This is a genomic window from Desulfothermus naphthae, assembly GCF_054657475.1.
Map to the genome: position 1 here is coordinate 1,055,688 of NZ_BAAHYQ010000001.1, position 19,968 is coordinate 1,075,655.

The 19,968-nt window shown below is 35.0% G+C and carries 16 protein-coding genes, 3 tRNA genes and 1 riboswitch; of the genes, 7 read left to right on the plus strand and 12 right to left on the minus strand.

Annotated features, from left to right (window positions below; genetic code table 11):
- Positions 1 to 7: 7 nt before the first annotated feature.
- On the minus strand, positions 8 to 544 hold the full coding sequence (locus tag ACYQ1E_RS05040; protein WP_459876052.1) for a GAF domain-containing protein: 537 nt from the start codon (positions 542 to 544) through the stop codon (positions 8 to 10).
- Between the two features lie 15 nt (positions 545 to 559).
- The gene (locus ACYQ1E_RS05045; RefSeq protein WP_459876055.1) at positions 560 to 1,021 is read right to left on the minus strand and encodes a hypothetical protein; all 462 of its coding nucleotides are present in this window, start codon (positions 1,019 to 1,021) and stop codon (positions 560 to 562) included.
- Between the two features lie 131 nt (positions 1,022 to 1,152).
- Between ACYQ1E_RS05045 and ACYQ1E_RS05050 the strand changes: the two genes are divergently transcribed.
- Positions 1,153 to 1,239: transfer RNA gene (locus ACYQ1E_RS05050), tRNA-Leu, on the plus strand.
- A 34-nt stretch (positions 1,240 to 1,273) separates the two neighbouring features.
- Here ACYQ1E_RS05050 and ACYQ1E_RS05055 read toward each other — a convergent pair.
- The 6 genes from ACYQ1E_RS05055 to ACYQ1E_RS05080 all read right to left on the minus strand — a co-directional run bounded on the left by ACYQ1E_RS05055 (position 1,274) and on the right by ACYQ1E_RS05080 (position 8,606).
- Complete coding sequence (locus ACYQ1E_RS05055) at positions 1,274 to 2,047, minus strand: NRDE family protein (RefSeq protein WP_459876058.1); 774 nt, start codon at positions 2,045 to 2,047, stop codon at positions 1,274 to 1,276.
- 51 nt (positions 2,048 to 2,098) lie between these two features.
- Positions 2,099 to 4,108, minus strand: coding sequence for an oxidoreductase (locus ACYQ1E_RS05060; protein ID WP_459876061.1), 2,010 nt, complete (start codon positions 4,106 to 4,108; stop codon positions 2,099 to 2,101).
- A 15-nt stretch (positions 4,109 to 4,123) separates the two neighbouring features.
- Positions 4,124 to 5,200: a 4Fe-4S binding protein gene (locus tag ACYQ1E_RS05065; protein WP_459876064.1), complete on the minus strand. Its 1,077-nt coding sequence runs from the start codon at positions 5,198 to 5,200 to the stop codon at positions 4,124 to 4,126.
- 1,158 nt (positions 5,201 to 6,358) lie between these two features.
- A tRNA-Phe gene (locus tag ACYQ1E_RS05070) sits at positions 6,359 to 6,431 on the minus strand.
- 30 nt (positions 6,432 to 6,461) lie between these two features.
- A tRNA-Leu gene (locus ACYQ1E_RS05075) sits at positions 6,462 to 6,545 on the minus strand.
- 768 nt (positions 6,546 to 7,313) lie between these two features.
- A complete protein-coding gene (locus tag ACYQ1E_RS05080) occupies positions 7,314 to 8,606 on the minus strand; it encodes an IS1380 family transposase (RefSeq protein ID WP_459874805.1) in 1,293 nt (430 codons plus the stop codon).
- Positions 8,607 to 8,947: 341 nt separating this feature from the next.
- A riboswitch (cobalamin riboswitch) is annotated at positions 8,948 to 9,215 on the plus strand.
- A 124-nt stretch (positions 9,216 to 9,339) separates the two neighbouring features.
- Here ACYQ1E_RS05080 and ACYQ1E_RS05085 point away from each other — a divergent pair.
- The 3 genes from ACYQ1E_RS05085 to ACYQ1E_RS05095 all read left to right on the plus strand — a co-directional run bounded on the left by ACYQ1E_RS05085 (position 9,340) and on the right by ACYQ1E_RS05095 (position 12,415).
- Positions 9,340 to 9,600: a hypothetical protein gene (locus ACYQ1E_RS05085; RefSeq protein ID WP_459876067.1), complete on the plus strand. Its 261-nt coding sequence runs from the start codon at positions 9,340 to 9,342 to the stop codon at positions 9,598 to 9,600.
- A gap of 34 nt (positions 9,601 to 9,634) precedes the next feature.
- On the plus strand, positions 9,635 to 11,611 hold the full coding sequence (locus ACYQ1E_RS05090; RefSeq protein WP_459876070.1) for a TonB-dependent receptor plug domain-containing protein: 1,977 nt from the start codon (positions 9,635 to 9,637) through the stop codon (positions 11,609 to 11,611).
- A gap of 246 nt (positions 11,612 to 11,857) precedes the next feature.
- Positions 11,858 to 12,415, plus strand: a complete 558-nt coding sequence (locus ACYQ1E_RS05095; protein ID WP_459876073.1) for an NUDIX hydrolase — start codon at positions 11,858 to 11,860, stop codon at positions 12,413 to 12,415.
- On the opposite strand, the gene ACYQ1E_RS05100 is transcribed toward ACYQ1E_RS05095, so the two are convergent.
- Positions 12,405 to 13,673, minus strand: a complete 1,269-nt coding sequence (locus ACYQ1E_RS05100) for a YihY/virulence factor BrkB family protein (RefSeq protein WP_459876076.1) — start codon at positions 13,671 to 13,673, stop codon at positions 12,405 to 12,407. The two genes, ACYQ1E_RS05095 and ACYQ1E_RS05100, sit on opposite strands and share 11 nt — an antisense overlap.
- Positions 13,674 to 13,885: 212 nt before the next feature.
- Between ACYQ1E_RS05100 and ACYQ1E_RS05105 the strand changes: the two genes are divergently transcribed.
- Positions 13,886 to 14,110, plus strand: a complete 225-nt coding sequence (locus ACYQ1E_RS05105; protein WP_459876078.1) for a hypothetical protein — start codon at positions 13,886 to 13,888, stop codon at positions 14,108 to 14,110.
- A gap of 29 nt (positions 14,111 to 14,139) precedes the next feature.
- On the opposite strand, the gene ACYQ1E_RS05110 is transcribed toward ACYQ1E_RS05105, so the two are convergent.
- Both ACYQ1E_RS05110 and ACYQ1E_RS05115 read right to left on the minus strand, forming a co-directional pair.
- On the minus strand, positions 14,140 to 15,468 hold the full coding sequence (locus ACYQ1E_RS05110; protein ID WP_459876081.1) for a UDP-glucose dehydrogenase family protein: 1,329 nt from the start codon (positions 15,466 to 15,468) through the stop codon (positions 14,140 to 14,142).
- A 15-nt stretch (positions 15,469 to 15,483) separates the two neighbouring features.
- Positions 15,484 to 15,963, minus strand: a complete 480-nt coding sequence (locus ACYQ1E_RS05115; protein WP_459876084.1) for a flavodoxin family protein — start codon at positions 15,961 to 15,963, stop codon at positions 15,484 to 15,486.
- 124 nt (positions 15,964 to 16,087) lie between these two features.
- On the opposite strand from ACYQ1E_RS05115, the gene ACYQ1E_RS05120 reads away from it, so the two are divergent.
- Positions 16,088 to 17,149 (plus strand): IS630 family transposase, encoded by a 1,062-nt coding sequence (locus ACYQ1E_RS05120; protein WP_459874998.1) that lies wholly within the window; start codon positions 16,088 to 16,090, stop codon positions 17,147 to 17,149.
- A 24-nt stretch (positions 17,150 to 17,173) separates the two neighbouring features.
- A complete protein-coding gene (gene serB, locus ACYQ1E_RS05125) occupies positions 17,174 to 18,382 on the plus strand; it encodes a phosphoserine phosphatase SerB (RefSeq protein WP_459876087.1) in 1,209 nt (402 codons plus the stop codon).
- Between the two features lie 2 nt (positions 18,383 to 18,384).
- Here the strand turns inward: serB and ACYQ1E_RS05130 are convergent, their stop codons facing one another.
- Entirely contained in the window at positions 18,385 to 19,956 is a 1,572-nt protein-coding gene (locus ACYQ1E_RS05130; protein WP_459876090.1) for a hydantoinase B/oxoprolinase family protein, read from the minus strand.
- Positions 19,957 to 19,968: the final 12 nt, after the last annotated feature.

The following is a 19,968-nucleotide window of genomic DNA, read 5'->3' on the forward strand; positions in this document are numbered from 1 at the left end:
GATGACTTTATACTCCTTCTACCAATTCCTTAATTGTGTTTAAGGTTGTATGTAACTTTGCAAAATTTAAAGCCATTCCTATTAATTCACACAAAATAAAAAGAAATTCTAGTTCTTGTTTTGTAATATCATATGGTTGTTCAATATAAAGTCTTAAGCTCCCTATTGATCTTCCCTGGAATATTATGGGAATGCCTATTATACTCTTTATTCCTTCCTGTTCTGCCTGTTTAGGATATTGCACTCTATGATCTTTTTGAACATCTTTAATAACAATTGGTTCTTTAATCTTAATGTATTCAAGACTCTTTTTTGGATCCACAGGACCTTTGACTAAATAATTAGCACTAAGACCATAATTTGCCAACAATTCAAGCTCATTATTTTCTTCATTTAAAATGTATATAGAACATCCTTTAACTTGTAAACTTGATGCCAGTAAACTACACATATAGGTAGCCATTGTCTCTACATCTTGAATTTCAGCAATAGCCTGAGTTATAACTTTAAAGGTTTCTATAGATATAAGAGTTTTTTGTTCCATCTTTTTCCTCCTTTTTTAGGTCAAAATAATTATTTCTTTTTCTTTTAAAGAAGATATTAGTTTAATTGAGACACTTTCTCCAAAAGTCACAATTCTTTTTCCAGGGGCCCTATTTAAAATAACAGTGGAATATTTTTTGTCTTTTACTAGATTAACAATATCTTTTGCTATACTTTCTTGTTTTGGCTTAAAAATAATATCAACTTGTTCTTCTGTAAAATTATTTTCTAAAAATAATTCCTTTAACTTAAAAAATTCATCTTCTTTTTGTCTAAAATCCGTTATTTTCTTGCCAAGAGTTTTTATTAATTCATTCTTTCCCAAGCTAAAAACACCTATTTTTGAAATAGGCGCATGGAGATGAAGAAGAGAAATATAAACAGACTTGTCACCAGCAAAACTCCTTATGGCATAATGGATAGACTTTTCATCCCGTGGTTTAAAATTATATGGAATTAAAATTCTTTTTCTGAACATCTTTCACCCCCTCCTTTTTAAGCATGGCTTTTTTTAATAATTACTATAAACATAAAACAAATAATAAAAAAAGATAGTTTAAAAAAGAAGATTGACTTTTATTAAAATTTTCTATAGAAATGAATTCAGTTGCCCGGGTGGCGGAATTTGGTAGACGCAAGGGACTTAAAATCCCTTGGGGCCTTGTCCCCGTGCCAGTTCGATTCTGGCCCCGGGCATATTATAAAAAGTGTATCTTTTTATTGCCTGCTTTCAATCAATATAAAAAGAAAATTCTCGATATCCATTTATTTTATCAGTGCCTCTTAAATAGGTTATTTCAATAAAACTTACCCAATTATTTTTTTTCATCAAAAGCACAGTGGATGTCCTAGTTCCATATTTTGGATCTTTTATAAAAATTGGACATAGAAATCTCTCAAGTTTAATGCCAACACCTGTATCAGGAAGTTTTTCATCAGGAAATGTTGTGTCATCCCTTAATATGGTAAATAACTTTTCCACTGACGGAATAGTAGTACAATCTCTCGTAAGTTGGAGAAAAAGTTCTCTCAATCTTTCACATTTTGGCCATGGCTCATTTAAAATGCCATTGCTTAGAACATGAACGCCCTTTGATAAGTGTAGAGATATTGATTTGACATTATTGAAATAATAAAGCTTTTCCTTTGTACCAAAGATAAGATTATAGCCATTGTAATTTTTTTTGGATTTTTTTAGAAGAGATAGGTAGTGCTCAGGTAAATAATTATTTATCAGAAAATTTACTACAAGTGCTCCCCGAGAATGTTTATTACGTTCTTCTCCAGGTTCTCTAAAATTTGTCAAAAGCCCTATTTTGCCATTTTGTTTGTTAATTCCAAACCAGGTGCCTCCCTGTTCCAGGTCCTTTCCTGCAAGAATATCTGGATAATCTTTCCAGAAATGGGCCCTTTCAGTTGGACGATTGTGATATTCATCCCTATTTGACAGAATTATTAAGGGATAATCATTAAAAAAATTACACGCAATTAAAGCAATACACATAATTTTTATAACAGACACTGGTTATTTGGGGGGAATATTACCCCCCTTTTATTATTCAATAGATATTCCAGCTCTAAAGCCATCGTGGGTGGCATTAATTGCTAGTGCCACTTTATTTGCATCACCAATTACTTTGTAGGGAATATTAGCCTCTTCAAGATCCTTTGCTAAAGAATTTACTGATTCAGATCCAACTGCAAGCACAACAGAATCTGCAGGTAAGAGTTTCTTTTCTCCTTTCATGTCCACATATACACCCTCCTCACTTATTTTTAATGCCTTGGTTCTTGTAAAGTGTTTGACCCCAAAAATTTTCATATCCCTCATCATTGTCCAATGAGTAGATTTTCCAATGTCTTTACCTATTGAGTCTAACATTTCAATCAGCGTTACCTCTTTTGTGCCCTTGATACAAAGTTCCCGTAGGTGTTCTGGGGGTTCTACTTGATTTACCAGTAAAAATTTTAGGTCTTCACCATCCAGTGTGCCCCTTTGAGCAAGATCAATAGCAGTCTCAACACCAACAGCTCCTCCTCCAATTATCACTACCCGCTTTCCAACATTTACTTTTCCTTCTAAAACATCCCATGCCTGATGCACCTGGGGTTGATCAACACCTTCAATGGATGGAGTAATAGGTTTTGCTCCAGTGGCAACAATTACAAAATCTGGATTTTCTCTCTTTATATCTTCCAAAGTTGCCTCTTTTTCTAATTCCACTTCCACATCGCTATTTAACAATATATTTTCAAGATGTTCAGCGAGGATTAAAAATTCTTCTCTTCCTCTTGGAAGTCCTGCAATATTCAATTGACCACCCAATCTATCTGTTTTTTCCCACAATTTTACTTTGTGACCTTTTATAGAAGCACCTAAGGCTGCCCATATCCCTCCTGGGCCACCTCCGATTACCAGGACTTTTTTAGGATGATTTGTTTTTTTTATATTTTCAAACTCTACTTCATGTCCAGCAATTGGATTTGCAAGACATTCAACAGATTTTAAGCGAAATATATGGTCAAAACATCCTTGGCCGCAGCTAACACAATGGATTATTTCATGTTCTTTTCCTTCTTTGGCCTTATTGGGTAGGTCAGGATCAGCAATTAAAGGACGACCCAATGCCACCATATCACATATATGATCAACTATGAGTTCCCTGGCAACGTCTAAGTCATGGATTCTGTGGGAGGCAATAACAGGAACCGAAACAGTTTCTTTTATTTCCCTTGCAAGATAAGCAAATCCTGCAGTAGGAACTGAGGGGGTAAGTTGAGGTACCCTAGCCTCATGCCAACCTACATTAACACAAAAAGCATCCACCCTGGCCTCTTGTTCTAATCTTTTGGCAAAGAGTTTCATATTTTCTCTACCAATTCCACCTTCCATTAGGTCATTGCCATTTATTCTAACCATTACAGGGAAATCATCACCTACTGATTCCCTGACAGATTTTAACACCTCAATTCCAAAACGCATTCTATTTTCTAAGCTTCCACCATATTCATCTTCCCTTTTGTTGGTTAAAGGGGATAAAAATGCACTTATTAAATAGCCTGTTCCAGCAAGTATTTCCACGGCGTCAAATCCTGCTTGTTTACATCTTTTTGCTGCCTTTCCGAAGTTTTCAATAATTTCTTTTATTTCTTCCTGAGTGAGCTCCCGGGGTGTCTCTCTGGTAAGTCTGCAAGGTATAGGAGAAGGACCAACAGGCTGTTCGCCATTTAAGAATAAGGAGTGATTATATCTGCCAGCATGGTTAAGTTGAATACATGCAGTGGCTCCATATTCTTTTATATCATTTGCAAGTTGTTTAAGTCCTGGAATAAAAATATCTTTGTGTGCTCCGATGCCAAATGGATTACCGGCTTTTTCGTCTACAGTAGCACAACCAACACAAATCATTCCAGCACCACCCTTGGCCCTTGCTCTATAAAATGCTCTAATCTCTTTTGAGACAAAGAAATTTTTTGCCATGTTAAGATGCATAGCAGGCATATAAATCCTGTTTTTTATCTCCATTGATCCTATTTTAATAGGTTGAAATAATGGATCTTGCATATATAAATCCTCCTTTTATAGAAATTTAGACAGGTCTACACCAACTTCCTTTGCACGCATAGCTAACCACTCATTTTCGTCCTTTGGTGGCAGGGTCCAGTTGTCTTCTTTTTTGATAAGTTCAATTGCATCAGAGGGACAGGTTGATACACAGAGTCCGCAACCAATACATCTCTGTTCTAAAACTGAATATACCCCATCTTTTTCAACAATTGCATTAACTTGACACCTTTCATCTTTGCATATTCCACATCCGCTACATTGCTCCACATCGATTTTAGCCCTATATCTTGAATTTACTGCTTCATTTACTCCCATCTCATTTATTGCAGTGAGAACCGCACAACAACATCCGCAACAATTACAAATAAAATTTGTATCATCTTGTGTATTGAAAGTTAAGTGTACAAGAGCAGCCTGTTCTGCCCTTTTTAAAATGTTATATGCTTCTTCTTTGGTGATTGGTCGTCCCCAATGATCAAATTGTTCAATAACTCCAGGAATTTTTGCGACTGCAAGGCAAACTTCCTGGGGCTTATCACAGGGTTTTCCAGCGAGGGCCTTTTCCTTTCTACATATACATTGAGCCACTCCAAAGGATTTTCCCTTTTCAATAATTTCTGAAACCTTTTCAAAGGGTAGAACCTTTTGTTCTATCTTTAAAGTTTCTTCTACTGGAAGGACTTGCATATATCTTGGAGACTTTCCCAATATCTCTTTCCCAACATAAGATAAATATTTTTCACAAAGTTTTGCAAATTCTTCATCCATTCTCTTTACCTGATATTCATATATCCCAACCATCCAGGGCATCATTTTAAATAGCTTGGTCTTTCCAAAATCCAGTCCCATTATCTGTCCTTTTTTCCACATCTCTGTCAGCTTCTTGTCCAAAAAATCTTTGTCCATTCCTGTCCTTTTAGCGATATCGTCCACTGACTCAAATTTTAATTTCAATTTACAAAAAAGTTCAGCCTCATCTGGTTCAAAAATCTTTTTTAAGATCTTGATTTCCAGACCCTCTGGAGTTGGTGGAAATCTTTGAGGCATTGAATCCAACACCTGGGCCAATTTTTTGTAAACATCTTCCATGAGCTACCCCTCCTTGTTTTTCAATATTTCCAATAAAAGTTTCTTAAACAAAAATTTTTCTCAAAAGTAAAATTTGCTAACAACTCTTCATTTGTTTGTTTTCTAATTTCAATCACGGTGAATGTCAGTAAAGATATCAATTAATGTCACCAAAAGCTATTTTATTTTTTCCCATCAAACGACCTTTTTAAGATGTTGTTTAGCTTTTGGATTGAAATCAACGCTTGTAATAGAATTTTGAAATAGGATCCCAATTCCTAATGTTCCCAGACCACCGTTCTGGATGTTTAGAACAGGCATTTTTATACACCTCTTTACGCTTGGATAAAATCTCAATCTCTAGGCCTAAATGTCTCTGTTCAGGCATAACAAATTTAATTTTGCTGTGATAATGTTTAAAATTATACACCAATTAACAAACTCAAAACACCACTTCCTGGCTTTTTCCAGACTAAAAAATATACATGGATACTCACGACAATAGTTTAGTGTTTTAAAAAGGAAGTGTATGTATGGATTATCATCGCTAACATGAGGGAGACTAAATGATGGGATTCCAAAATTCTGCATACTAGCTAACATATTTTGAAGAAAATTCCAATTCCCTCTGAGGCAAGACAATAAAAACCTGCTTTGGGGGAGGACTTCAAATTACGAACCACCATTTGTCCTATCTCAACCTTTACCAGCAATTTTACCATGGTATGAGCTTTTATACCTCTTTTTGCTGGTTCCTCACATTTTAAAAATATTTTGTATTATTTATTCTGTTAAAGTCACCAAAAATCTCCACATAACTAGGACCCTAAAATCTTCCTTCCTTGGTCTAATTTTTTGATAATAAACTGGGATGTTAAGGGCTTTTTAATGGGACATTATGAATCAACAACCGTTCTGAAAACATTTAAATTTGGAAACTTATTTAATGCACTTATCTCAAGCCAGGTACTACAAAATATTATTAAAAAGGCTGCTTGATAGGGATAAACAATAATTTTTGTTTGTGTCTTCTTTACTGACATTCACCGGTTGCCTATGGAAATCAATAGAAGTGAAATAAATTGCGGAGCACCCCTGCATACACACTTAAATTTTAGTTTCAAAAAAGCCACTTAGAATTTTCTTTCTAACAGGCTTTAATTATTGGCTATTTATTTATGCCGAGGGGCGGAATCGAACCACCGACACAGGGATTTTCAGTCCCCTGCTCTACCGACTGAGCTACCTCGGCTTGATAACATCTTTTCAATGACCCTTTGAGTGCCGAAGGGGAGACTCGAACTCCCACGGGGTACACCCCACTAGGTCCTGAACCCAGCGTGTCTACCAATTCCACCACTTCGGCGATTGATAATATAGACTATATACCAAATTTTATACTTTGGCAAGTTTTTTTTTAGAAAAAATCCAGTGAATGTCTATAAAGACCCAGCAATTCTCGGTGAGTTTGGGAAGGAAGGGTTCATGGGGTAATCCAAAAAAATAATACATTTTTTTCGTGAAGTATGGAAAAAAAGACGGTATTGAAAATTTAGAGGGAAATTGTATTAATGTTTGAATAATTATTTGTAATTATAAGACAAAAAAATTATGTTAGCAAAAAATAAAAGTAGAGAGATTCTTTTATACACATATTGTAAGAAGAATTTATCAATAATTTTTTTCTTTTAAATTTATTAGCTTTTTTTGTACATCAGATATTAGAATTAACAGACCTATTATATCAGAAATGTCGAGGGAAATTTAGTTCTCGGAAAGAATACTGGAATCATTTGCGAGTGACATTTCGGATTTTGTTATTTGAGAGTTGGGAGGAATATCTGAAGTTTTTTTACTCTCCTCCATAGTAAAAAGTGTTTTGAGAGAATATTTTTTGAATTTATGGAACCTAAAATCTGCAATTACAGTTCAATCGTAAGCAACTGATTGTTCTGGACAGAGATACCTAGATATGGAGCTGTTATGTTAAAGGATATGTCTCCCTCATTGTGACTTGGAAGGCTTTTTCAGGTAGAAGCTGCGGTCAGTGGCACTCTTTACGGGTGTGTAAAGGCACACCACTGCACATGGACTTACGCAAAATCCTATTTTGGAGGATACTCTCAAAAAAAGATTAAGCAAATTGTAATGACCGGATGGAATTTTCTATCTTTATCCAACGTTCTTTGAAAAAATAATCCCTCGATAATCGAAGGAACCATTGTCGTCCCGCATGCATCAGCCGAGCTGGAACATGGATTAGAAACATGCGGATTGTGTTGGGCTCTTCTCTAAAACCATCTTCATCGTTGAGCCACATCATCCAAACCAGTAGATTGTAAGCCAGAATACAGGTCTGGAATATGGCGGAGTTGGCCCAAAAATCCTGTGTCAAAATGCTTCCAGAGGCCATCTGTCCCTTACACCACTCAATCCAGTTTTCACTGGCCCCCCGTTGGCAATAATACCTGTGGACGTCCCAGGGACTCAGGTTCATATTTGTTACATAACAAAAATAATCATACTCAGTCTTTGTAACGCTGAAAAAAAAGCAACTAAATTTGCTCTCTATTACTTGACGTACGGCCACAAACCGGCGGGGGTGTTTCCACCTCTCACATTTGTATGTGAATTCGGTCTTCTCATAGCCAGGTCTATTTTTAACCTTGTGCCATTTCTGAGCTTCTAAAAGCTGAGTGAGTCCTCGCATCTTAACCTTGATTAAGTACAAAGCATGAGCCTCTTCTAAGTAGTCTAAAAGTTCTCCATTAAAAAAGGCGGAATCTGCACGTACAATAATTTTCCAGACTCTCCTTGGAAGCTTGGCAAAGCACTCTTGCATAAACTCTACACAACCATTGGCTGAATAAGCATCTCCGGCTCTAAACCAGTTGTGAAGACATTCCCGCGTCTCAGCAATAAAGCAAAGTAGCGGATGATATCCCCTTTGTCCTGGCTTCTTGGGGTTGTAACCCTTCTCGGCACCTTCCTGTTTCCCATACACCCCACGCACTGTAGAGTCCAAATCTAAAGTGATGCGGCTAAACCATTTTTTACCCCAAACCTTTTTGCGCACTTTTGTTTCTACATCGGAGAGCTCATTGCAATGTCGGGGATTAAACAACTTAAAAACCCGATTTATGGTAGTATAGTCAGGAAACCTTTCCCATTTAAAAAGCGACCTCAATGCTAAATCAGATCTTAGGATAAATACATGGCTCATATGCTTAGCCCCAGCTAACACTGCCATCATCAAAATCATGATAATGTCGGAAACCTTATACTGTGCGGTAGCTCCCCGCTTAATAGTAATGTGTTGCTCAAGCATCTTGGGAAGCTTCAGTTTGTCAGCAAACAGGCCCAGCAATACCAGTCCGGCGTTGCCCGTAAGATTTTTTTCAGTGAACTTAACATGGAATCTACGCATAGAATCAGTGCCTCCTTCATACTTCCTATTTGAAACACTTTATACCATTAATTCACTATATTGTCAAGCTAAACATTATCTTATGATGCAAATTTTAGGTGGAAATAAGTTTGAGGGAGTAGTGCGTCCAAAAAGAGATTATAAGTGGATATTTTACCAAAGAAAAGTGGTATTTTATATCAAATTTTCTTAAATTTTTAATAGAGGGTAGTTTTTTGAATCTGAAAGAAGGATATAAAACATCTAAAATGATCTAATTTGTCCCTCACCGAGAATTGCTGAATTGTTAACTGAATGCTTGACAAAATAAATTATTTAAGTATAAAATTCTTTTCAGAACAATATTGAATTATTGTTCAGGTGCCGAGAGGCTTAATAGGGAATCCGGTGAGAATCCGGAACCGGCCCGCGGCTGTGATAAGGGGACGAAAGCTGCAATATACCACTCTGGTTTATATACCAGGGGAAGGTGCAGCTCGCCTTGTTGAATTGCAGAAATTTTATCCAACAAGGCGAGTCCTGTTGAATTTCCTTAAGAAAAAGGTAATTCAACAGGGCAAGTAGGATGATCCTTAGAGTCAGAAGACCTGCCTGAACAAGGAAAAAATTTTCCTTCGGCGCAAGGAAAGGATACTCCTTTAGGGATAAAAACGGGAAATCCCTGAAGTCCAGGTATTAGGATTTCAGGGATTTTTTATTTATATAAAAAGTTTCAACAAAAGGAGGAGTGGTTATGAGGACAGGTGTTATTTGTTATGTTAGAACAGACACAGAAAATCTTGATCTAGACCAAGTAAAAAAGGATCTGAAAAAAATTTTTAAAGATGCAGATTTAATAGAAATCGCCCATTCTCCAGATAGTGAAGAGGATATAACCTTTGGTTGGTGGGATATGACAAGACGGGGGATGAAAAGGATCCTCCTTAGATTTGTAGAAATTGGAAAGGATATGAAGATTAGATTTACAGGTAAAGAAATGAGACTTTGTGGATAAAATATCAAGGTGGAAAACACGGAGGAAATCACGAATGAAAAAATATCTAGTAGTTTTCATCGGAATTTTAGCCATTCTTGCTTCTCAAGATACCTCTGCATATGAAAACCAGACATCATTGGAGACCATTGTGGTAACTGCCAGCAGGTACAAAGAATCTGTAAAAGAAACACCAATGAACATCCAGGTAATTGGACCAGAAGAGATAGAAGCCTCCTCAGCAAGGGATTTAGGAGAACTCCTTTCAGAAAAGGGCATTGGTACTATTAGACAATATCCTGGAACTTCAACATCTGTTGGAATTCGTGGCTTTAGAACTGAAACCCATGGAAACGACCTCCTTGGACATGTGCTTATCCTTTTGGATGGTAGACGTGCAGGAACTGGAAATGTGGCCAAAATTTTAACAAAAAACATTGAAAAAATAGAAATAATCAGAGGTCCAGGAGCAGTTCAATATGGTTCAGCTGGTATCGGTGGAGTTATAAATGTAATCACAAAAAGGGGAATAGGAAAACCCCATGCTTTTTTGGAAGGAACATTTGGAAGCTTCAATTATCAGGACGGGACCATAGGCTCTTCTGGTAAAATAAATAAATTTGACTACTCATTTTCTTATAGCCGAGGGAAAATGGACGACTATGATACAGGAGATAACACAAAGTTCAAAAATACAGGTTATGATAAAAAAGAAAACTACTCCTTTAACATTGGTTATGAATTTTTACCTGGTAACAGGATTGGTGTAATCTATACCAAATTTGATGTGGATAGAGCAGGCAACCCTTCTTATCTCAGTCAAAATGATTTAGATGATTATTCAGATAAATCCCTTAGTTCAGCAGACTTCATCTATGAGGGCACCTTCCCTTCACTTCCTCTATTTTGGAAATTTAGATACTTTCAGGGAAAAGATAGAGATAAATGGGTAGATCCCCTTATAAGTAATCCTGATGGATGGGATGATGGAATTTCCACAACAAGAAAGACAACCCATAGGGGAGCTCAAGGACAGCTTACCTTAGATATGGAATATTTTGTAATAACAGGTGGTTTTGACTGGGTCTATTACAGAATTGAATCAAGCCCCTATCAACCCAGAGAAACCAAATATAAAAATCCAGCTGGATTTATTCTGGGAAAAATCAAACTCCTTGATAATAAATTTGTCATATCTGGAGGTGCTAGATATGACAAATTCAAGGTAGAAGTGGAAAAAGGCGAAGGACATGATAAAGACAAGATACATATATGTCCCACAATAGGAGCGACATATCTTATTAATAATAACATCAAAATCAGGGCAAACTATGCCCAGGGCTATAGGATGCCAAGTGCAAAAGAACTGGCATCAGATTATTATATGTGGGGTACACACTATAGAGGCAATTCTGACCTCGATCCCGAGAGAAGTTGGACAGCAGAAGGTGGAATAGATGCTTCTTTTGAATATCTATATGCATCTTTGGGATATTTTTACACCCATTTTAAAGATAAAATCGTGACAAAATCAGATTATGTAAATCAGGTAGTAACTTATGAAAACCATGGAAAGGCAAAAATCCAAGGTATTGAAGCAAACCTTTCTTTTAATGTTGATAAATTCTTTGATTTGCCTTGTAAGATAAAGCCTTATGGAAATATTGTATATCTTTTTGATAGAAAAGATGATGAAACAGACCATGATCTAAAATACGTTGAAAAATTAACTGCCAGCTATGGATTATATGTTTCTGATAAAAAGGGTTTCTGGGCTAATTTAAATTTTGAATATCATGGAAATCAGCGGATAGATGACTGGGAGTCTGGTTGGCCAGCCCCTGTAATTAAAAAAGGAGGCTTTACCGTGGCAAATCTCACAGTTGGAAAAAAATTAACTGATATTGGGAAATTTGGGAGTCTATCTATTAAAGGAAAAATTAGAAATTTATTGGATAAAGATTATAGCTTTGTAAAAGGGTATCCCATGCCTGGTCGCTCCTTTTATATTGGGATCAGGTATGATTACTAAATAAACCTGCTAGGCCCCTACTCTCCATAAAAAGAGCGGCGATAACAGCCCCCCCTATTTCGCCGCTCTTCAATTTTTTATTACAATAAAAATTCCTTTAATTTTTCCCTTGTTTTTGTTAAAACTTCATTATATTAAAAAGCTGCTTCTATGCATAAAGTGTTATAAAGGGTTAGCCACCCAGTGCTACCTGACAATGTTTAAGTCGCTACAATTATTTAGAATAAAGATCAAGAGAGAAAAATTATGTCTTTAAAAAAATGGGAACTCCTTGAATCAAAGAAGGATAGCTCATATAGAGTTTTTGACTTAAGGACAGATAAAGCTGTATCTCCAAGAACAAAAAAGGTTTATGAATTCTATGTGCTTGAAGCAACGCCATGGGTAAATATAATTCCTCTTACACCTGACAATAATGTGGTATTTGTAAAACAATACAGACACGGTATAAGGGACTTTACCCTAGAAATCCCAGGTGGAATGGTTGAACCAGAAGATACACCTGAAGGTGCTGCTCTAAGAGAACTTAGGGAAGAAACAGGATATGTTGCAGATAAGGTAGAATTTCTAGGAAAGGTACATCCAAATCCTGCTATATTAAACAATGAATGCTATACCTATCTCGCCAGAGATGTTAAAAATACTTATAATCAACACCTAGATGAAAAAGAAGACATAGAAGTTTTATTAATACCTCTAACAAAAGTGATTGAGTTAATACAAAAACAAGAAATTACTCATAGTCTTGTAATCTGTGCCTTTACATATCTTATATTAAAATATCCTCAACTATTTAATCTATAAATACTTGACTTAGAGGAATATTTTTATCAAGGGAATAGAGGCGATTTATAGATCTATAGTCATGTATCTCTTTGATTTTTACTAAATTAACATCATCATAGCTCTTTATTATTCTTAAAAATTCCCCTAAAGTACATTTTTCTTTCTCAGAAGCTATGACAAATGCTTTTTTATCATCTTTTAACTCAACAACAAATCCTAATTTCTTTAGAGCTTCTATAAATTCTTCTACAATGAATACAGGCATTTTAGTAAGATTTGATAATTCTTCCAGGGACACTACTCCATCTCCTTTTTTAAAAACATCAAGCATATAATGGATAATTTTTAAAAATATGAGCTCTTTTAAAGCCAAATTAAAACTGCCTAATTTGTCTTTAACATTAAATCTTCCATAATTGATGTATTTAAATTCATATGCTATAACAGCTCCAATAAGCAACATAAACCAGGAAAAATATAACCATAATAATACAAGTAATACTTTTGCAAAACTACCATATATAGCATTATATTTTGGATTAAATGGTTGATAATTAATAAATATATATCTAGATATTTCCCATAAAAGAGATGAAAAAAAAGAACCTATTAAAATACTTTTACTGTCAATCCTCCCATTTGGAATATAATAAAAGATAATAAAAATTGAAAACCATACAATTAAAAAAGGTATAATTTTTAATAAAAATAAATACACATATGATATTAATGAATAAGATAATAATTTTTTAATAATGGCAATATTTAGAAGTGAAGAAGAAAATGTTGCTATAACAATCATTAATATTGGAAATAAGAGAGTAATTGAAAAATAACTTGTTATTTTTTCCTTTAATGAACGATTTTTGGGAATCTCAAATATTGCATTTAAGGTATCTTCAATAGTACCAATTAAAGACACCACTACTCCTAGTAATGTCACGACCCCCAATCCACCTAACTTTCCAGCATTTGTATTATTTATGTATGAAAGTATATTATTCACTACCTCTTCTCTACCAGCAGTAATCTTTAATAGAAAGTTATGGATAACTTCCGTGTGATGAAACCCAAGACCCTTTGAAATTGAAAAAGCAATTGCCAAAAAAGGTACAATTGAAAGCACAGTTACATATGTTAGCGCTGCAGCCCTAACACCACATTTATTTTTTTGAATAGAAAGCACAATAGATTTAATGAAATATTTGAAATTATTGATAATTTTGCTAAAATCAAATCCTTTTTCATTAAATATTTTTTTACTTAATAATTTCATACCTTTAACTCCTAAAAACCTTTGTGACATCACAAGTTTTATTTTATATTTTTTTTAAAATCTTGCAATAAAATTACTAGGAAAAATTTTTTTAGAGCATTGAAATTGTAATTTTTAAGACAATATCCAATAAAATTAAATATTGCTTTTTTAAAAAAAATTTTTAATAATTGTCACAAGTTCATCAACTAATTAATGTATAGGAGGATTTGATGGCAAATTGTTTTCCATATTTAGTGGATAACACTTTAATTGAACAAATAAAGAACTTACCCACAGAAGAGCTTTTAGACTTTTGGGAAGAGACTCAGTTTTTAGATGATCAGTTTGACCAGGGAGAAGGCGCCCCCTTTATGCTGAACATCGAATATGAAAGGGCTGTACTCTTTGAATTACAGATAAGGAAGTGGACAGGTAAACTCCCTCTCTATTTGTAAAAAAAGGGGACATAAGAGTCCCCTTTAAATTATTTTCTGCCAATGCCGTAATACTCAAATCCTATCTCTTTAACCAGTCGAGGATTATAGAGATTTCTACCGTCAAAGATAACAGGATATTTCAATAATTTTTTAATACGCCGAAAGTCTGGATTTCTAAATTGATTCCATTCAGTGACAACTGCCAGACCATCTGCGCCTTCAAGTGCTAGATAGTCCCCATCTACTATTTCAACAAGGGGATTTTCTTTAAAATACTCCCTTGCCCTGTTATTGGCCTTTGGATCAAATGCCCTTACTTTCATTCCCTTTTCAGTCAGGTATTCAATTATGGTTATAGCAGATGACTCCCGAATATCATCTGTATTCGCCTTAAATGCAAGTCCCCATATTGCAATGGTTTTCCCTTTAACTCCACCTTTGTCTAAAAAAAACTTTTCCACTTTTTTTGCCAATATCTTTTTTTGTTCTTCGTTTACTAGATGAACAGAACTAAGAAGCTTTGGATCATATCCCATCTGCTTAGCCGTGCTAATTAAAGCTTTTACATCCTTTGGAAAACATGAACCTCCATAGCCAACCCCTGGATAAATGAAGTGATATCCAATTCTGTGGTCTGCCCCAATTCCAAGTCTAACATCTGATACATCTGCACCAACCTGTTCACAAATATTCGCAATTTCATTTATAAAAGAAATTTTGGTGGCTAGCATGGCATTGGCTGCGTATTTTGTCATCTCAGCACTTCTAATACTCATGACAATTAGTTTTTCCCTGGAACGAGCAAAGGGAGCATACAGGGCCTTAAGTAATTCAGCAGTTCTAACATTATCAGTTCCAACAATAATTCTATCTGGTTTCATGAAATCAGAAACAGCATCCCCTTCCTTTAAAAATTCAGGATTTGATACAACGTCAAATTCAACATCTACCCCCCGTCTTTTGAGTTCCTCTAAAATTATAGCCCTCACTCTATCTGCAGTGCCAACTGGTACTGTGGACTTATTTACCACTATTCTATATTCATTGATATATCTGCCTATATCTCTTGCTACACCTTCCACATATCTCATGTCACAGCTGCCATCTTCCTTTGGGGGTGTTCCAACACATATAAAAATAAACAACCCTTTAGCTATTCCTTCTTTAATATCTGTTGTAAACTGGAGCCTTCCTTGTTCTAAATTCCTTTGTATCAGATCTTCCAGTCCAGGTTCAAAAATATGAACTTGACCCTGCTTCAACTTCTTTATGATATCTACATTAATATCTACACAAATTACATTATTGCCTGTCTCAGCAAAACATGCAGCCGTAACCAGACCAACATAACCAGTACCAACAATGCAAATATCCATAATTTAAGACCCCACTTAAGCTAATTTTTTTGCAAGTTCTGCAACCCTTTTCCCAAGTTTTTTTCCATTTTCCACTGTTTTTTCATCTGGTGCTCCAACGCATGCCACCCCATAATGGCCAGTTGCACTCATGGGATCCCCAACAATTATCATTCCATAAATAAGCATGGTCTGTATAATAGACATCATGGTAGTCTCTTTTCCACCTGTTAAGTCTCCAGAAGTGGCAAAGGCGGCCCCTATTTTGTTTTCCATCTTTTTTCTAATGGATACAAATTCATCAAATACTCTCTTTAAATCAGCTGCCATTACCCCAAAATATACAGGGGAGCCAGCGATTACACCTGATGCATTTAAAAAGTCCTCTTTGGTTACTTCATTAGTTGATTTTAAGTTTGCCTTAACCCCTTCAACCTCTTCTACACCCCTGGCAATAGCCTCAGCCAATTTTTTTGTGTTGCCAGTCTTAGAATAATAAAGCACCAAGATTTCCATAACCACCTCCTATTTTATAACTTGCATAATAACAAACAATCCTATACAAATTAATCCAATTTGTAAATTTATAGTATCCTTCAGAACTTGATATAATAGGAACGATTTGATATAATGAATATTTATGAAAGGGGAACGTATTAAGGTTAAAAATGCAGAAGAGCTAAAGGAAAAATTAAAGGGTGAGAAGAAAGACAATATTTTGGTAAAACTTATTTTTCTAAATCTTATAAGAGAAGGGATAGATTTTGAAAAGGCGTGTAGCGGTTGTGGGATAGCCCAATCGACAGGATACTTATGGATAAGGGAATGGAACCAAGAGGGTTATAAAGGGATAAAAGGTAAAGGAAGAGGAAAAGGGGGAGGAAGGCCAAGTAGGCTATCAGAGGAAGATTTAAAAAAGCTTAAGGAATTACTTAAAAAGAGAGCTTATTGGACTACAAAAGAAGTAAGGGCATTGATAAAAGATACTTTTGATATAGAATACTCACAAGACCATGTAGTAAGGATATTGAGAGATAAACTTAAGATGCATTTTTCCAAACCATATCCAGTAGATTATAGGAAACCAAAAGATGCAGAGACGATATTAGAGAATCAACTTCAACTTACTTTTTCTTTGTTAAAGGAGAAAGGATTTAAAGAAGAGGAGATAGCAATAGGTTTTATAGATGAAACGAGTCCGCAGAACACCGCCAATACAGTAAGGGTATGGAGTTTTGAGAAGACAAGAATTATAAAAAATACAACAAAGTTCAAGACAAACACAATAGGTTTTTATGCTATAAAAGGAGAAAGTGTAAAATCATTTTTAGAAGATTCAAAAGGTTTATCAATAGCTAAGTTTTTAGAAAAGATAAGAGAAGTGAATAAGAGATATAAAGCGATAGTGGCAATAATAGATAATTTTTCATCCCATAAGAGTAAAGTAGTAAGAGAAAAGGCATCTGAGTTAGATATTTATCTAGTCTATCTTCCCCCTTATTCACCAGAGCTAAATCCTATTGAGTATATCTGGAAAAGTATAAAAAGAGTGCTTTCATTAGTTTTTGTAAAAGATATAAAAGAGATGAAGGAGGTTATATCAGAAGCATGGAATAGGTTATGTAAAAAAATAAGTTTTGCTAAAAGCTGGATAGAAAAATTTTTAAAGGGCACCCCATATTATATGAAGTTGTGCGGATAACTATAAATACCCTAAATAAAAAAAATGTCAAATACATATCTTTTAAATATAAATGGCAAGGATACCCCAAATAAGTTAAAACACATCACAAATGCTTTAAGTCTATTTAAGGGTGAGGTCCTGGATATAAATCAGGCAGTTATATATAAGACATTATCACTAGAAATCCTGATTAAACTCCCCTCCGATATCTCTACTGACGACTTTCTTAAGGAGATATTATACACCTGCCATAAATTAAATCTCCATGTAACCTTTGAAAAAATAGAGCTTGATAAAAATTACCCCTTAAATGAGCCGCAAAAAAAAAGATATATAATAACAGCCCTTGCAAAAAACCTTACAATAAATCATTTACATTCTTTAATGAACCTGGTTTTTAAGCACGATGTAAATGTAATTTCTATCGAAAGATTATCTAAACCTAAATTAAATACAGTTGAAAATAAAGGTGTTATTTGTATAGAAATGACCCTTGAAGGAGAATCTCTTGATTTAAAAAAAATCAGGCGAGAATTTTTAATTTTATCACAAAAGGGAGATATTGACTTAGGGATACAGGAAGATACACCCTATAGACGTCATAGAAGACTTATTGCCTTTGATATGGATTCTACCCTGATACAGACAGAGGTCATTGACGAGCTTGCCAAGAAAAAAGGGGTATATGAAGAGGTCAAAAGAATTACAGAAAGAGCTATGCAAGGAGAACTTGACTTTAAAGAGAGTTTAAAAAAAAGGGTTGCTCTGCTTAAAGGATTAGAAAGACCAGTCCTTTTTGAAGTGGCAAAAAATTTGCCCTTAACTGATGGGGCATTAAAGCTAATTAAAAATCTTAAGATACTTGGATATAAAATTGCCATAATTTCAGGTGGTTTTACATTTTTTGGGGAATATTTAAAAAAAAGGTTAAACATAGATTATGTGTTTGCAAATGAACTTGAAATAAAAAACAATGTGCTAACTGGAAAGGTCCTGGGAGAAATAATAGACGGCGAAAAAAAGGCTGAAATTTTAAAAAAACTCGCCAAATCAGAAAATATATCTTTAGAGCAGGTTATAGCAGTTGGTGACGGCGCAAACGACCTTCCCATGTTAAATCTAGCAGGACTTGGCATTGCCTTTAGGGCAAAACCCATTGTAAGGCAAGGGGCAAAGCAGTCTTTAACCAATGTAGGATTAGATGCAATATTGTATTTTTTGGGAATAAGGGATAGAGAGGTAATAGTGTAGATTTACCTTTTGTCTTCTCCATATCCACCACCACCTGGTGTCTCTATCCTTAAAATTGAACCTTTTTTTAAAAACCTGTTAAATTTACCAGGCATATCTATTTTTTTTCCATCAATTATCAAGATATTTTTTCCAACCTTTCCTGAATCTCCTCCAAATAGACCATATGGGCCATGCTCTCTTCTTTCAGACAACACTGTAACTTCTGCATCTGAAAGGAGCTTTAATTCTCTGACAATACCATCTCCTCCTCTATATTTCCCTTTTCCACCAGACCCCCTTCTAATTGAATATTCAGTGACCATGAATGGATATGTAAATTCAAGGGCCTCAATGGGTGTATTCAAGGTGTTCGTCATATGGGAATGTACTGCACTCTCTCCATCTCCCCCTAAAAATCCTCCCATGCCTCCGCCTATTGTCTCATAATAGGCAAATGGCATATTTACCCTCTTATCAAGACTTCCAATAGAGACATTATTCATTGTTCCTTGACTGGCTGCAGGTATTTTTTGGGGAATAGCTTTTGCCAGTGCCCCTAATATTACATCTACAATCCTCTGAGAAGTTTCAACATTTCCACCAGCAACTGGAGCTGGAAAATTTGCATCTACAATAGTCCCCTTTTTTGTTGTTACCTTAATAGGCCTAAGCAACCCTGCATTTGTTGGTATATCTAAATCTATCAAAGATCTAAATACATATAACACTGCTGATAAAGTAATTGAATAAACACAATTTACACTCCCTGTTACTTGAGCATGGCTCTTAGAAAAATCTATTTCAACATTATCTCCTTTGATTTTTATTGTTACTTGAATTTTTATATTTTTGGTACCAAGACCATCATCGTCTAAATAATCGCAAAAATCATATTCGCCATCTTTTATATTTAAAATCAAATCTCTTAATACTTTTTCAGAATAGTCCATCATAGCATTTGAATAAAATTTTACTGTGTCAATGTCATATTTTTGCACTACTTCTAAAATCCTCTTAATACCTATTCTATTTGCCATAATTTGTGCAGAAAAATCCCCTTTTCTCTCACCAGGAGTCCTCACATTATTTAAAAAAAACTTAAGCAACTTCTTATCAATTTCACCTTTTTCCACTATTTTTAAAGGAGGAATTATAATTCCTTCCTGATACAAAGACCTAGATAGAGGCATAGACCCACAAGAAACTCCTCCAACATCTGCATGGTGTGCCCTGTTTGCAACAAAAAAATCTGGTTTATCTTTATTCGAAATAAATACCGGTGCTATAATAGTGATATCTGGAAGATGAGTACCACCTTTATAAGGATCGTTTAATATAACCATATCGCCTTCAAAAAAGTCCACATCTGAGATTGCCTGTTTAACACTCATGGCCATTGAACCAAGATGTACAGGAATATGTGCAGCCTGAGCAATCATATCTCCATTTTCATCAAATATTGCACAGGAAAAATCCTTTCGTTCTTTAATATTGGGACTAAAGGCAGTTCTGTTTAAACTCACTCCCATCTCTTCTGCTATTGAAGAGAGCCTGTTTTTAAATACTTCCAATTGTATTGGATTTACCTTCATATATATAATCCC